General features: G+C 48.3%; 14 protein-coding genes. 4 read left to right on the top strand and 10 right to left on the bottom strand.

Annotated elements, in window-relative coordinates; all coding sequences use genetic code 11:
- The first annotated feature begins 146 nt into the window (after window positions 1-146).
- The gene (locus QVE09_RS15135) at window positions 147-497 is read left to right on the top strand and encodes a cupin (RefSeq protein WP_315937448.1); all 351 of its coding nucleotides are present in this window, start codon (window positions 147-149) and stop codon (window positions 495-497) included.
- Between the two features lie 72 nt (window positions 498-569).
- On the opposite strand, the gene QVE09_RS15130 is transcribed toward QVE09_RS15135, so the two are convergent.
- Window positions 570-1,307: an HAD family hydrolase gene (locus tag QVE09_RS15130; RefSeq protein WP_315937447.1), complete on the bottom strand. Its 738-nt coding sequence runs from the start codon at window positions 1,305-1,307 to the stop codon at window positions 570-572.
- Window positions 1,308-1,589: 282 nt separating this feature from the next.
- On the opposite strand from QVE09_RS15130, the gene QVE09_RS15125 reads away from it, so the two are divergent.
- From QVE09_RS15125 to QVE09_RS15115, 3 genes are all read left to right on the top strand, one after another.
- Window positions 1,590-1,853, top strand: a complete 264-nt coding sequence (locus tag QVE09_RS15125; protein WP_051447285.1) for a hypothetical protein — start codon at window positions 1,590-1,592, stop codon at window positions 1,851-1,853.
- 151 nt (window positions 1,854-2,004) lie between these two features.
- Window positions 2,005-2,436, top strand: coding sequence for an SMI1/KNR4 family protein (locus QVE09_RS15120; RefSeq protein ID WP_036612858.1), 432 nt, complete (start codon window positions 2,005-2,007; stop codon window positions 2,434-2,436).
- A gap of 117 nt (window positions 2,437-2,553) precedes the next feature.
- Entirely contained in the window at window positions 2,554-2,742 is a 189-nt protein-coding gene (locus tag QVE09_RS15115) for a hypothetical protein (RefSeq protein WP_036612861.1), read from the top strand.
- A gap of 82 nt (window positions 2,743-2,824) precedes the next feature.
- On the opposite strand, the gene QVE09_RS15110 is transcribed toward QVE09_RS15115, so the two are convergent.
- The 9 genes from QVE09_RS15110 to efeB all read right to left on the bottom strand — a co-directional run bounded on the left by QVE09_RS15110 (window position 2,825) and on the right by efeB (window position 14,340).
- Complete coding sequence (locus QVE09_RS15110; RefSeq protein ID WP_315937446.1) at window positions 2,825-4,564, bottom strand: adenine deaminase C-terminal domain-containing protein; 1,740 nt, start codon at window positions 4,562-4,564, stop codon at window positions 2,825-2,827.
- A 174-nt stretch (window positions 4,565-4,738) separates the two neighbouring features.
- Window positions 4,739-5,797, bottom strand: a complete 1,059-nt coding sequence (locus QVE09_RS15105; protein WP_315937445.1) for an ABC transporter ATP-binding protein — start codon at window positions 5,795-5,797, stop codon at window positions 4,739-4,741.
- Window positions 5,798-5,815: 18 nt separating this feature from the next.
- Window positions 5,816-6,607, bottom strand: coding sequence for an ABC transporter permease (locus QVE09_RS15100; protein WP_017691790.1), 792 nt, complete (start codon window positions 6,605-6,607; stop codon window positions 5,816-5,818).
- A 4-nt stretch (window positions 6,608-6,611) separates the two neighbouring features.
- Entirely contained in the window at window positions 6,612-7,433 is an 822-nt protein-coding gene (locus QVE09_RS15095; protein WP_036612869.1) for an ABC transporter permease, read from the bottom strand.
- Between the two features lie 220 nt (window positions 7,434-7,653).
- Window positions 7,654-8,592, bottom strand: coding sequence for a nucleoside hydrolase (locus tag QVE09_RS15090; RefSeq protein ID WP_315937444.1), 939 nt, complete (start codon window positions 8,590-8,592; stop codon window positions 7,654-7,656).
- 306 nt (window positions 8,593-8,898) lie between these two features.
- Window positions 8,899-9,966, bottom strand: coding sequence for an ABC transporter substrate-binding protein (locus tag QVE09_RS15085; RefSeq protein ID WP_315937701.1), 1,068 nt, complete (start codon window positions 9,964-9,966; stop codon window positions 8,899-8,901).
- Between the two features lie 449 nt (window positions 9,967-10,415).
- On the bottom strand, window positions 10,416-10,760 hold the full coding sequence (locus QVE09_RS15080; protein WP_017691786.1) for a Na-translocating system protein MpsC family protein: 345 nt from the start codon (window positions 10,758-10,760) through the stop codon (window positions 10,416-10,418).
- A 342-nt stretch (window positions 10,761-11,102) separates the two neighbouring features.
- A complete protein-coding gene (locus QVE09_RS15075) occupies window positions 11,103-13,007 on the bottom strand; it encodes an FTR1 family iron permease (protein ID WP_315937443.1) in 1,905 nt (634 codons plus the stop codon).
- A 52-nt stretch (window positions 13,008-13,059) separates the two neighbouring features.
- Complete coding sequence (gene efeB / locus QVE09_RS15070) at window positions 13,060-14,340, bottom strand: iron uptake transporter deferrochelatase/peroxidase subunit (RefSeq protein WP_315937442.1); 1,281 nt, start codon at window positions 14,338-14,340, stop codon at window positions 13,060-13,062.
- Between the last annotated feature and the right edge of the window lie 2 nt (window positions 14,341-14,342).

Below are 14,342 nucleotides of genomic sequence, written 5' to 3'. Positions count from 1 at the left end.
CAAATTGTTCCTAAATGATTGGAGCTATGATAGACTCATCTGATTGGATTATCCATAAATTAGTGGAATAGGATGATACCCATCATAAAGATTAAAGATAGTTACCATTATAGGAAGTTAACTTAGTCACTATTGCGGAGGTAAACATGAGGATATTTCAATTTAAACAAGAGTCAGGCAAAAAGATTACCAAATTCGAATCTAATTTCGTAATGTCACGTATTACGCAGACCCATAAAGAAGCCCATATAGGATGTATGCACTTGGCTGAGGGTGGAGTAGTAGGTTATCACCAAGCTGTGGTTCCTCAACTCCTTTTGATCGTAAGCGGAGAGGGTTGGGTTAGAGGCGAAGCAAATGAATACATTAAAGTGCATTGTGGCGAGGCCGTACTCTGGGATAAACATGAATGGCACGAAACCAAAACAGAAGCTGGACTCATGGCAATTGTAATTGAAAGCGAGGAGTTAGACGCCTCATTATTGGTGCCTTTATAGAAAGTACAATTAAAAAAAGCAGACCTGCACCTAAAAACGGTAACAGGACTGCTCCTTTAAACATAAATCTCCTTAAACTCGAACATATTCAAAAGTCAGAATACGACTGATTTCTTCATAACTCCGTGCTACAAAATGGGGTTGATGATCGGACTCCGGCAGCGCCTCCCGATGGTTGAACCAGATAACTGTCCAGCCCGCATCCACTGCACCTACCACATCATTACGCCACGAGTCGCCAATGTAATAGCTGGAACGGGCATCTGTCCCGGACTGCTGACTCACATATTCGAACAACCTGCGATCCGGCTTCGCATAACCAGACGTACCGGAGATGAAGACCATATGCTCGTCCACGAGACTGAGCACATCCAGTGCTTCAAGCTTGCGGCGCTGATGCTCTCCTTCTCCATTGGTGATTAGTCCAACGGTATGGCCTTCTGCCTGAAGCCTTCTTATCAGCTCATATGCTCCTTGAAAAGGTACAATCTCGAACTGTCTGCTCAGATACTGTGCTTGCAGTTCTTCAGCCTGTCCCAACTGTAAGGGGAGTCCAAACTCCTCCATCGTCAACTCAAACCTACGATGGCGCATTCGCTCCACCGCATCTGGCTCCGGTACAGCAGACAAATCTTCTTGTGCAGACAACCAGTCACTGTAATAACGAAAACGGTGATAGGCCTCAGCATAAGGGAAGTCATCCGGCAAGCCGAGAACGTCTTGCAACGCGCCACGAAGCGGCTGCAAGTGATCATATAAGGTATCATCCACGTCGAAAAATATGGTTTTAGCATTATTTATTTCACTCATAATGGTTGTCTATCCTCCTGCTTTTGCGTCCAAACACTCTTTTCTTACTACTATATATGTATTCCTATGCCTCGTCCAAAAGGTATTTTTTTCGTGATCATCTCTACTCCAGAACAGTGCCCATAATAACGCTTAGACCAGAATTGATCGGACGGCTTTATATGTTAAAATAATTAAATCTGAGGTGATGACGATGTTCAACCCAAAATTCTTCTTCTATTAGTTGTGCTCAAGGCACTGGCTACTCAAGCCAAAATCTAGCCCGGTACAACGGGGATGAAGATGTTCACACAGGAAGAGATTCAATCATGGGAAAATGAAACAGCTTTTGCACAGAGACACAACAAGAAGTTCATTGATCCAAGAAAAGAAAAGCTGAAAGATCACCGTAAAGGAATCAAGAGCACGCATTACAACAAAGAAAGTAAACCCGATCGTAAACATGATTATCGTCTGTATAGAACCAAAATGAAGCGTCTCATGCACCACGAGCAATACGATCTTCTGCACAACTATAAACGAACGAGCGGTTGGCTAACTTGGTAAACTGGAGTTAGAAGAGTAGTCCTTACATAACATTACTGCGCTACATCAAAATCAGTAGCCTTTTAAGTTAAGAAGGACTTCTTTTTTCAATCAATTACATACCGTTTCATTCGTTACTGACAGTTAGAACATATCGAGGAGGCCTTTATTCATGTGGAAAGAGCATCTTCATAGCATTTCGAAGGAGTATACGTTCAGTCCCCCTGCATCTGGTGATGACATTGCAAAGGTGGAAGACTCCTTACAGGTTACGCTCCCTCGTGAATTAAAAGAAATATTGCTCGAAACCAATGGAGTCAGAGCTATTTACGATTTGGGACTTATCTGGTCAGAAGATCGAATTAAGAATGAAAACAGACATTATCGGGATGACCACTCCCAAGATTACTACATGCCCTTTGATCACCTGCTCTTCTTCGGGGAAAGTGGGATTGGGGATTTATTTGCTTTTCCTGTGACAGGGGATGGAACGTGTAGAGATGACGTGTTTGTGTGGAATCATGAAAATGACAGCCGAAAATGGGTCGCACCTTCAGTGTCCAAATATTTGGAGTGGACTTTAGAAGGCAAAATAAAAATTTAGGTTACACGGACTAACGGACCCTAATCTACGATGAATAATTAGATAATTTTGTATTTCCATTTAATGAATATTATATTAATGAACACATTACAAATGATTAAAAGGTGGAATGAACTTATGAGTATATCAGAAAAGAAATGTCATGATTGCGGAGGAACATCTTTCGTAGAAGCATCGGATTACATCAACCTTCGTCCATTGGATAAGAAAATGACTCTCGGTGTGGAAAAAATGTACACGGTTTGTCTGGATTGCGGCGAAGTTGTTTCCATTAAAGTGAAGAACCCAGAGAAGTTGCTAAAATAATAATTCCAACAAGCACAGACAAAAACACCCTAGCTCACAATTGTGAAATAGGGTGTTTTTTCACGACATATGTGTCTTCAGTCTATACAATCAACGATACAAGCTTACCTGCATTCACATCAATCAGACCGTGATCCGTGATCTTCAGCGCCGGACTTACCGCAAGCGAGTGAGTACTGATCGACATGATCGGGTTGTAATGCACATATCCAAGAGACAACATGGCTGCTCTGAGTTCCTTCACTTGATGGGACACCACTGCAAGGGGTTCTTCCGTCAAAATGCCACCTACAGGAAGTTCCAGATGGGACAGCACCTTGCCGTCTTCCACCACACAGAAACCACCCTGGCTCGAAATCACCTTGTTAGCTGCCAATATCATATCCTCACGATTACGTCCTACAACCAGCAGGTTGTGATTATCATGTGAATATGTCGTTGCAATGGCGCCGCGTTTGATGGTGTCTCCACCGATCAGACCGTGTGCACGATTGCCGTTCACTCCATAACGTTCAAAGGTCGCAATTTGCGCATATCCGCTTTCTTCCCATAACAATTCGCCATCCAAAGACTGAACCGGTGCAATATGTTCTTCCACAAAAGTAGAACCATCCTTCACCATCATCACACGGCATTGGTACTCACCTTCACCAGCGAGATTTACACCTGATCCGCTGACTTTTGGGTCTGACAACTGAATTGCAAAATCTGCTTGGCCCAGCTTCTCCAGCTGCACACTCTTATAGAAGTGAGGTGGAAATTGCCCGATGATCCGTTCCTGCTTATACGGTTCATAATCGTCATAAGCTTTGCGGCCGTTTTTGTACACCTGATCAATAGAGAGATCCTCCAAGTTGGATACCAACACATAATCGGCCACTTTGCCTGGGGCAACGCTGCCACGATCGGTCATTTTCATCCGGGAAGCAGGGGTAGACGTTGCAGCGTAGATCGCATCTTCCGGGCGCATCCCCATCTGAATCGCTTTACGTACGATATGATTCAAATGACCATGCTCCACCAGTGAATCCGGCATCACATCATCCGTTACAAAGCAGAAATGCTGCGCCACATCATGTTGAATCAGATACTCCATGACTTCCGGGGTCATTGATTTCTCTTGAATTTCAATAAACATACCCGCCGCAATCCGCGCCTGTAATCCCTCAATGCTCTGATGAGTATGATCAGAATCAATACCTGCGTAGATCAGTCGATGCAGATCGAGTCCAAGCAGTTTCGGTGTGTGACCTTCGATCACCAGATCGGGATAGTTTTTGCGAATATGCTGTAAAATCTGGTTGGTCTTGCACTCCGGATCACGGATGACATCAACATAGTTCATGATCTCGCCCAGACAGATGATCTCGCCAGTGGCGAGCAACACGTCCATATCTTCGATTTCAATCGAACCACCTGTTGTCTCCATCGGGGTTGCCGGAACGGAACTTGGGATCGCATAGAACATGTCCACCGTCGTCTCCCGACTCGCAGCCATCATCTCCTGCACACCCTCCAGCCCAAATACATTCGCCATCTCATGAGGTTCAGCTACAATGGACGTTACCCCGCAGCCAATCAGACCATGGGAAAAAGTTTCTGGTGTCACCATTGTACTTTCGATATGCAGATGGATATCGATCAAGCCAGGAATCATGTATCTTCCCCGCGCATCAATGACTTCGTCTGCCTGAATCATCTCAGGTCCACCGGGTCCAACATACAGGAATCTGCCGCCCAACACAGCAACGTTGTTCATTTCAAACCGTTTATAATAACTGTTATACACATGTACATTCACAATCAGTTGATTTGCACGCATGGGGCATAATCTCCTTCTTCACAAGCATTTCACCGCGATGCGAACCGGACAATGAACCTGCACTTTATTCTGCTGTACTGCACTTGATGGCGCAACACTGCCTCGTCCGGAATCATCGTATGAAATGCCTTCTTTACTGCTCTTATTTCTTCAAGCTATTCTCTACATTCACGACTACTCCACCAGTACAAGCTTGTCCTGTGGGAAAATCAGATTAACACGCTGCCCACTAAGGTACGGCGTTTCCATCTCCTGATTGGCCGTAAAGTCACCAAGTTCCGTCTCAACCACATACTGATAACTGCGTCCCAGATACGTGCTGACCTTGATAATCCCCGGCAAAGCATTCACCACATCCGCAGAAGTATCTCCACTAACGATCAGATCATCTGGGCGAATCGCGCCTTTACGAGCACCGGGGCGTGCTGTTCCGGGATGTGCTGTTGCAGTAAATGTTCGTCCACCTGCGCTCAGTGTGATCACTTCACCTGCATCAGTACGCTCAGCGAATTCAATGAAATTATGGAACCCGATGAATCGTGCTACAAACTCCGTTGCCGGATATTTGAAAATCGTTTCCGGGCGGTCGAGTTGCTCGACCACGCCTTTGTTCATAATCGCTACCTGATCCGAGATCGAGAAGCACTCTTCCTGGTCATGAGAGACATACAACGTTGTAATGCCCAGTTCTTGCTGAATCCGGCGAATCTCCACCCGCATGTTAAGGCGCAGGTTGGCATCCAGGTTACTGAGCGGTTCGTCGAACAAGAGCAGGTCAGGCTCAATGACCAATGCACGAGCAATTGCTACACGCTGACGCTGTCCACCGGACAGTTCTTGTGGAAAACGTTTCTCAAATCCATTCAGGTTAACCACTTCCAGGATTCGCATCACACGGGAAGAGATATCCTTGTCTTTGACTTTACGCATCCGCAGGCCAAAGGCCACGTTGTCATAGACAGACAGATGCGGGAATAACGCATAACTCTGAAATACAAATCCGAAGTTCCGCTTGTTCGCCGGAACCTTCGTATAATCCTTGCCGCCGAACATAAATTTGCCCTGTGATGCTTCCAGAAATCCGGCGATGAGGCGCAGCGTAGTTGTTTTGCCGCAACCGCTCGGTCCGAGCAGGGAGAGCAGTTTACCTTTTTCCAGCTCCAACTGAAAATCCTTCAGGATTGTCTGCTTATCGTATGCCACGGATACGTGGTCTAATGTCAGCAATGCCATAGCGTTCTGCGCCTCCAATTAACGTTTAGTAAAGTATGAAAATCCGCCCATGATCCGTTCGATCACGAACATTAAAAGTCCGGTCAGTACCATCAATAGCACGGAAATTGCTGCAATCGTTGGGTCAAAATAATTCTCCACATACGTCAGCATCTGAATTGGCAATGTGCTTACCCCTGGTCCGGTCATGAACACCGAGATGTCCACGTTGTTGAACGACTCCAAGAAGGCAATCAGCACCGCAGCAATAATTCCTGAGCGGATGTTAGGCAGCACGATCGTGAAGAACGTTCTTACCCGTCCCGCACCAAGACTCAGCGCAGCTTCTTCCACTGCAAAATCAAAGCTTGAGAGACTCGATGCGATAACCCGAATGATAAATGGAAGCATGATAATCGTATGACCGATCAACAATCCGAGATACATCGGCAGATGGTAGATTACGATCAGGTATTTCATCAATGTAAAACCAAGCACGATTCCCGGGATCAGTACCGGTGACAGGAACAGTGCGTTCAGCACGGACTTGCCTTTGAAATCGTAACGACTGAGTGCATACGCAGCCGGAACTCCAAGCACCAGTGCCAACAGGTTCCCCAGCAGGGAAATGATGATGGACGTCTGGAATGTGCGAAGGAAACCGCCTGTGTTGAAAATATTCTCATACCAGCGGAAGGAGAACCCTTCCGGCGGAAATTTGAGTACCGTTCCCGGTTCAAACGAAGTGACCGATATGATCAGAAGCGGGCCCAGCAGAAAGATAAAGACCAGCAGACTGAACAGGCCCAGCCCGATATGTTTCTCCCGCATATGTCTACCCCTTCGGATTTAAAGTTTTGGCCATTTTGTTCATGACACCAACCACGACAAATGTAATTACAATCATAATCGCGGCAACAACCGAGGCCAGATACCAGTCGTTGAGGGTCATGGCGTTCTGATACAGGAACGTAGCAATTACACGCTGTTTGCCTCCAAGGAGGGCAGGTGTGGTATACGCCGTCAGGCTTCCGACAAAGACAAGCACGGCTCCGATCACAAGTCCTGGCACAGCCAGCGGGAACACAACCCGGCGGAATGCCGTAATGCGCGATGCGCCCAGACTTTGTGCTGCTTTGAGCAGATCGCCATCAATGTTCTCCAATACGCCCACCAGAGAGATAATCATCAGTGGCAGGAACAGGTGCGTCAGACCGATCATCATGGCTGCCGGCGTATACAGAATGTCCAGCGGCTTGTCCACGATGCCCAGACCAACCAGGGTGTTATTGATCAGCCCTTTGCGTCCAAGGATAATCATCCAGCTGAACGAGCGCACGACCGGGCTCGTCAGCAGCGGGAAGATCGCCAGTGCCAGCAAAATGCCTTTGCGGCGCGGCGCTTTCTGCGAAATATAATAAGCTGTCGGGAATCCGAGCACCACACAGACGATGGTGGTGACCACGCTGACTTGCAGCGTCGTAAGCAATATTTTCAAAAAATATGGGTCTCTGAAAAAATGCATGTATCCTTCAAACGTGAAGGAGTTCTCTTGGAAAAACGTCGACCCGATCGTCAGGACAATCGGAATGATCATAAATGCCGCCAAAAACACGAATCCCGGCAGCAATAGCCAGTAGATTACTGATTTCTTCATCGCGATACTCCTGACTTGTAAAATGGTTTAATTCACACGTTAAAAGCACAACTTTACACTAGCTCACTCCGTGCCAGAAGAATCTTACGATCGCTGTTATCCCCAGATTTTTTGATCCTTATTGAAAAGGTGAAATCCGGGGATAAAGGCGAACGCTTCGCTTCTCCAGCTTTCTTCTGTCACTACGTTATTGTGTAAAACATGAATTTAACTATCATAGCTACGCATTTAATGCGTTGATAAACAGTTCAAGGAAGCTTTCTGCGTCTACGGTTTCGCAGACGAGGGTGTTGGGCTGCTCGCCCAAACGGTTTTGGAAGTCGCATACCATCTGACCATCGCACAGGCGGCTGGCGGTTTCGACATCGACGTAATACGATTTGCGTCCTACCAGTTCCGGGGCAAGGGCTACGCCCACGGCTAGTGGATCATGTAAAGCGCACGCGCGGACGCCGTTCATTTGTTCGTAACGGTTGATGTAAATCTCCGTGCTTTGAGCAACGTACGCGCGCAGTGCAGGATGTGTGAGACGCTCAATCGTTGCTTCATTCAGCAATGTTTGACGCGTCACATCCAGTCCGACTTGAGTAAGCTTCTCGATGCCTGCGTGCAATACGATGCGTGCGGCCTCTGGATCAGCGTATGTGTTGTACTCGGCGGTTGGTGTAATATTGCCATGTCCGCGAACAACACCACCCATGAAGATGACTTCCTTCAATAAAGAAGGCAATTCAGGACACTTCATCAACGCGAGTGCCAGGTTCGTTAACGGGGCCGTCATGATCAATGTCAATTCGCCCGGATATAACTTGGCTTGCTCTACGATAAAGTCTGGCGCAAAACCTTCCTCGGCTTGCTTGGAAACAGCCGGATCAGGCAGCGCGCCGCCCAATCCATCCTGTCCATGTACCCGGTGTTCATAATGCGACTTGCGAGTGAGTGGTCCAGTTGCTCCGGCAATGACCGGAATTTCAGGTGCATCCGCGAGTTCAAGAATTTTGCACGTATTCTCTGTTGCCTGCTGGAGTGATACGTTCCCACAAACCGTGGTGATGCCGAGGATGTCCAGCTTCCGGCTTTTGACCGCCAGCAAAATCGCCAGTGCATCGTCAATCCCCGTGTCCACATCCATAATGATTCGATTACGCGCTTCACTCATCCGTTCTCAACTCCTATGCGGTGATATGGTTGCTTGCTGCAAATGATAAGTTGAACTAAAGAATATTTACACTTACCACTCCGATGACAGAATAACCTTCCGATCGCTGTTATCCCCAGAATTTTTTGAATCCCTTCTTCAAGGGGAAAATCCGGGGATAGCGCGTGCTTCCGAAGCAGCTTTCTTTCAGAAAGCTTTTAGGCGAACGCTTCGCTTCTTCACGTTATTTCTGCCCTCTCCGTTCTCGTGTAAAAAGTTTAGTTAAACTATATAGATCAAAGATAACTATTTAGTCGGTTACATGTTTTATTGTGCAATCTCGCGGTTCCAGCGATCTGTCCAGCCTTTAACCTGTTGATTCACGAATTCCATATCCAGCTTGTTCAGCTTTTCAACAACGTCAGCGCCATATGTTACGCCTTCTGCTTCTTCAGCAGTCAGTTCAACCTTCGTGTTAACCGGGGAATCGACTTTAGCTTTAGCAGATTTTGCTTGTACATCTTGGCTAAGCTGCCAGTTGATGAACTCTTCAGCCAGCTCTTTGTTTTTGCTGCCCTTCACGACATTGATTGTGTTCATCACGGCATATGCACCTTCGCTAGGTGTAACAAACTTCGCATTAGGCACGGCTGCTTTCAGATCTTTGAAATACATTTCCATGATCGGTCCACCCGCAATTTCTTCTTGGGAGAACATGTTCACGAACTCGGACGTTTGGCTATAGAATTTCACCACATTGCCGCTCAGTTTTTTCAATTCAGCAAATGCCGCATCTTCATTAAACGTATCGTTCCCAGCTACACGGGAAGCTGCATCCACAACCATTGGGCCAGCCGTTGCCGTAATATTCGGGATAGTCAGGTTACCTTCGAACGCCGGGTCCCACAGGTCACTCCATGAAGTCACTTCTTTGGATACGAGGTCCGGGTTATAAGCGATACCGAGCTGTCCAACCGTGTAGGCCGGGCCATAATCTTCACCAAGTGGTGCCTTGGCAATATCATAAATGTCATTTACATTTGGAATTTTGGAACGGTCGATTTTCTCAAACAGACCTTCATCGATACCTTGTTGTGCATAGTAGTCAGACAGGTAGATGACATCGACATTTGATGTACCCTGACGGATTTTGTTCAGACGTTCAGCGTTATTGCCGACTTCGAGCACGATGTCTACATTATGTTCTTTTTCAAAGGGACCGAATACCGATTCATTGAAGAAATCTTCCGAGAAGCCCCAAGTGGAGATCACCAGTTTGTTCGCTGCTGTTCCCCCACTGCCTGAACCGCTTGTTGCATCCTCTGTGCTGCCACAACCTGCAAGTAATACCGATGTCATTGCCACTGCTGCCAAACCGCTAATCCACTTTTTCATCATGATCCTGATTCCCCCTGATATATGTGTTTTAACAACCCAACCATTAAGTTGAACTAAATTGATAACACATCTTACGTAGAAAACAGAAAGAACCTGGAGAAACGAAGTGTTCGCCTTTATCACAAGATTTCTCCCTTATTTAAAGGAAATAAAAGAAATCCGGGGATAACAGCGATCGAAGGGTCTTCCTGATTTTCGAAGAATATGATGTGTTATACAGGGTTAGCTCGACTTAAAAAACAAAAAGAAAAGTGCTCTTGTATAAACAAGAACACTTTTCTTCGTAAACAAAGGAAAGCGACACCCGCTGCCGGTACATCATCGGTTTCTGCTTCAGAATCAATCCAAAGACAGACGCCATCATATGAAATTGTACGGAACCTCATCATGAATCCGGACCACATCCTCCGTATGGTTCAACAAGAATCAATCCTGCCGATCCACCCTTAGGCTTGTTCCAGAATCACATTTGTGATCGCCCACTGAGTGGACGCATCATAATCCCGTAATATAGCTTCAATTGGCAAACCCATGTGTTGCTCGAGCTTCTCCCGGAATTTCTTCTTATATAAGACAGACATGCGGAAGTCCACTTCCAGCTTTAAGCCGGGGGCCTCCCCTTCCAGGGCGTCAGAGCGCGGTGAACGTCGGTGCTTCGCGTAGAAGGTCACAATATTCTGGTCAATGGTCACTCTCAGGAGAGTGGTGCCAAATCCGAACAGTTCCTTCGAGATTTCGTTATAATACTGGCACATCTTCTTCTTGCTCTCATTGCTGTCCAGTAGTTCCATGAACTCACCCACATCTCTTACTACCGTACATTCGACGTGTTAACACGATTGATTATACATAAATCTTCTGAAATGAGCAACCCAAAAGATATACTTAACATGTAAATCACACACAGAAGCGAACATTGCCATGATCTTATCGTTTTTTCATATGTTTACATAAACGTGTACAGAAGCATACTACAGTTGAAATTATATCCTAAAGCCCAGGCTTCTATCCGCGCATTCATCATATTCGTCAGGATCTAATCGATGGAAAAAAACCGCATCTTCCTCTCCCTTCCAAAGAGATCAGATACGGTTGAATATCATCATAGTATGTCTGAAATTCTAGCGTGTTGTTCAGGCAGAGACTTTCGAGGCACCTCTTGCTGAACGTTTTTCCGTGCGAATCAAGCTGAAGATCATAAAAATCAGCACCAACATCTGCGGGATAAACGTTTCCCAGGTTGGATACATACCAAGCCAGCTAAGTGTAGGCAATTCAGGAGCAACATGTGCGCCAATCGTTGCCGATACTTGAAGAGCGTGTATACTCTCCCCAAGAAAACGAAATACCAGATAATAGATCATCAACGTAGCCGTCAGGAAAAACCAGCGTACAGGCAGACGCACACTGAACTGAATGATGGCTATCGCCAGAATAATCAGGATTAATAATGCTGCGCCAATCCCAATCAGTAACTGTGACAGCTCTATTGCAGGTGCCATCCCGATATAAAATATGGCAGTCTTCGCGCCCTCTCGCAATATGGCAAGTCCTGCTACGGCAAAAAGAGACCATAAACTTCCGCGTGCCAGCGCACCACCTACCTGTTGTTGCACATAGCTATTCCAGGATCGTACGTTGGATTTACTGTGCATCCAGTGCCCTACGGTCAACATTAGAACCACTGCTGCCAGGCCAGTAAACCCTTCAATCATTTCGCGAGTACTGCCTGAAGTTGCCGCAGCCAGAACGAGTGTGAGAACAACTGCCATTACAGCACTGAGCACGAGACCACTACCTGCTCCAGCCCAGATCCAGCGGCGGGCAGCGGACTGCCCACTTTTCTTGGCATAAGCCAGCAAAGCTGCCAACACCAGAATGGCTTCTAGACCTTCGCGGAGCAGGATCAACGCCGCATCCCATGCCGTATAAGAGGTCGCGGCGGTTAATGGCTCCAGTCGGTCTATCATGCGAGAGACCACCTCGGTTGCCTTCGCTGTGTTTGGTGGATTCGACACGAGATATCCAGAAGCTTCCGTCATCTCGTTCTCAATCGCTTTATATGAAGCGGGAGAAGAGATCTGCACCTGCCCTTCCACCGATGGCCAAGTGACGATAAACTGCTCCAGCCCCGTAGCAGCCGCAGTCGTGTCTCCCGCCTCAATCTGCTGCTGGACTTGTTCTAGCAATTTCAGCAGATCGGCCAGTGAGGACACGCCCGAATCGGCTGTGGTGTCTTCAACTTCACCTTCCTTGAGCGTTCCGGCACTGTAATCTGTCAGCAACGTGACCAGATTCTGCATCTGCTCGGTTGCTTTTGCTTCCTTGCGGGGCTCGGCCTGCATCGCAACACGAATTAAGCTGATCTCTTTCTCCAATTGGCTGTATACGCCAAAATGATCCTGACGAATCGGAGTTTCTGTACCCTTCCAAGCGGTAACGATTCGTTTGTAGGCGGTCTCGGCCTGAGTCCAGTCGCCCTGTTCCATTGCGCTTAGACTGTTACGAGCATCAGGCAACAGTCCTTCAGCCGCTTTCCGACCTGCATCACTGCTCTCTTCCGTACCCTGAAATGCCTCAATATATTGATTGGTTGCACGAGCCAGGTCCGCAAGCGCCTGTTTAGCTGTATCCGTATCTTTGTTTTGCAAAGACTCTTGGGCCTTCGCCAAGGTATTGTCTACGGTAACCGCCAAGCCGCTTACCTGATCTGCGTTTTGTTCCGGTCGCAGTGTACCTGCCTGCTTCCATAACTCTTGGAATTCGCCTACATCCCGAATCGCTTCCGTAAGCTTGCCTTGACCAGCTTCCACCAGCGCACTTCCCACAGGCGGAAGCAGGGAATCCAGTAGATCTTCCACAGCAAGCTCTGCCTTGGAAGATGAGCTGGCAGCATAGGCGACATTACTGTCAGGCACATAGCCTGTCACCCCGGATGTGATCATCAGGCATATGAGCATAGTCAATGGTATACGCAGCAATCCTCTTCTTGTACGTTTCCTGATTAGCGATTGCTTGTGTGCGATTCCCATGTTCATCTTATTTTCGCTCCTCCTCATGATTGGAACCTAACCTGATCCTGCTGCTCCATCAGAACAGCGTGTCCCCAATATATCTTCCCTCCGAGCATCCTGGGAAACAGGCAAACACCGCACTGCCGACATGCACCGTATATTCGTTCAGTTTGTCATTCTTCGCGAGTCGTTCCTGAATCGGAATAAACTGCTTGTCCATATCCCGTTGGTAACTGATAAATAGCAACCCTGCATCCAGCTGCCCTGTTTTGGCATCCAATCCACTTGAATAGGAGTAAGAGCGGCGCAGAATCTGCTGACTGCCATCTCCTTTGGCAAGACGTAGATGCGAGGTTGCCGGAATGATGGGTTGTCCGCCGGACGACTTCGCCTGCAGATCCACCGGATCAAACTCTCCACGGCTGCCCAGCGGCGCTCCACTATCCCGGTGGCGTCCGAAGGTCGCCTCCTGGTCCTTCAGTGTGGAGCGGTCCCAGACCTCCACACGCATGCGAACCCGGCGGACGGCCATATAACTGCCGCCGGCCATCCACCCCGGACCATCCGCTGGCTGTGCCCAGACGGTCTGGTCCATGAGCACCGCATCCGAGGTATCGGGATTGCCGGTGCCATCTTTGAAGCCGAGCAAATTGCGCGGTGTTCCACCCGCAGGGTCGGCTCGGCCCGTGCGCTGGAAGCCCTCCTGGGTCCAGCGCAATACCGCATGCCCTCGCGCAATACGCGCGAGGTTGCGGATGGCATGGAAGGCGACCTGCATATCGTCTGCGCAGACTTGTACGCAGAGGTCGCCACCACACCACTGCGGGTCCAGCGCATCACCGGCAAAAGCCGGAAGATCACGCAGCCCCCGGGGCTTCGGGCCCTTCAATCCGAAGCGCCCGTCAAACAAAGAGGGCCCCACACCGAACGTCAACGTGGTACGTGACGGTGTCAGGCCTGCCGCTTCGCCCGTATCGGTGGGCGGCGTATTCAGCGTGGTATTATGTTCGCCGATCATCTGTCCGGCAGCCATGGCGGCGGAAGCCGCTGTCCAATTCTGGAACAGGCGGCGCAACTCCTCCACGTTGCCCGCGGTCACATCAAAGGCGGCGAAGCAGATGAAATCCTGAGCCGGGGTGATAATGCCCGCCTGATGCTTACCATAGAAGGGCAAGCCCTTCTCATTCGGCGAGGCTTGCTCCACAGCAGATGCCGGGAGACTCTTGCGACCCAGCGCCATCAGGCCGCTGGCTCCGCCCCCGCCTATAAGCAGACCGAGACCGGCTACGCCGGTCAGCTTCAGCATTTCACGCCGTGACAACGGCTTTTTTAGCGAATCTTCCTTCTTGTCGGTCATCG

The sequence above is a fragment of the Paenibacillus sp. ClWae2A genome (genome assembly GCF_032452295.1).
GTDB lineage: Bacteria > Bacillota > Bacilli > Paenibacillales > Paenibacillaceae > Paenibacillus.
The sequence above is the reverse complement of the archived record's forward strand: the minus strand, read 5'-3'. Positions and strand labels throughout refer to the sequence as shown.

Excerpts from the sequence above, each read along its gene's own strand:
- QVE09_RS15135 (WP_315937448.1), top strand. The coding sequence starts at position 147 with ATGAGGATATTTCAATTTAAACAAGAGTCAGGCAAAAAGATTACCAAA.
- QVE09_RS15130 (WP_315937447.1), bottom strand. The coding sequence starts at position 1,307 with ATGAGTGAAATAAATAATGCTAAAACCATATTTTTCGACGTGGATGAT.
- QVE09_RS15125 (WP_051447285.1), top strand. The coding sequence starts at position 1,590 with ATGTTCACACAGGAAGAGATTCAATCATGGGAAAATGAAACAGCTTTT.
- QVE09_RS15120 (WP_036612858.1), top strand. The coding sequence starts at position 2,005 with ATGTGGAAAGAGCATCTTCATAGCATTTCGAAGGAGTATACGTTCAGT.
- QVE09_RS15115 (WP_036612861.1), top strand. The coding sequence starts at position 2,554 with ATGAGTATATCAGAAAAGAAATGTCATGATTGCGGAGGAACATCTTTC.
- QVE09_RS15110 (WP_315937446.1), bottom strand. The coding sequence starts at position 4,564 with ATGCGTGCAAATCAACTGATTGTGAATGTACATGTGTATAACAGTTAT.
- QVE09_RS15105 (WP_315937445.1), bottom strand. The coding sequence starts at position 5,797 with ATGGCATTGCTGACATTAGACCACGTATCCGTGGCATACGATAAGCAG.
- QVE09_RS15100 (WP_017691790.1), bottom strand. The coding sequence starts at position 6,607 with ATGCGGGAGAAACATATCGGGCTGGGCCTGTTCAGTCTGCTGGTCTTT.
- QVE09_RS15095 (WP_036612869.1), bottom strand. The coding sequence starts at position 7,433 with ATGAAGAAATCAGTAATCTACTGGCTATTGCTGCCGGGATTCGTGTTT.
- QVE09_RS15090 (WP_315937444.1), bottom strand. The coding sequence starts at position 8,592 with ATGAGTGAAGCGCGTAATCGAATCATTATGGATGTGGACACGGGGATT.
- QVE09_RS15085 (WP_315937701.1), bottom strand. The coding sequence starts at position 9,966 with ATGAAAAAGTGGATTAGCGGTTTGGCAGCAGTGGCAATGACATCGGTA.
- QVE09_RS15080 (WP_017691786.1), bottom strand. The coding sequence starts at position 10,760 with ATGGAACTACTGGACAGCAATGAGAGCAAGAAGAAGATGTGCCAGTAT.
- QVE09_RS15075 (WP_315937443.1), bottom strand. The coding sequence starts at position 13,007 with ATGAACATGGGAATCGCACACAAGCAATCGCTAATCAGGAAACGTACA.
- efeB (WP_315937442.1), bottom strand. The coding sequence starts at position 14,340 with ATGACCGACAAGAAGGAAGATTCGCTAAAAAAGCCGTTGTCACGGCGT.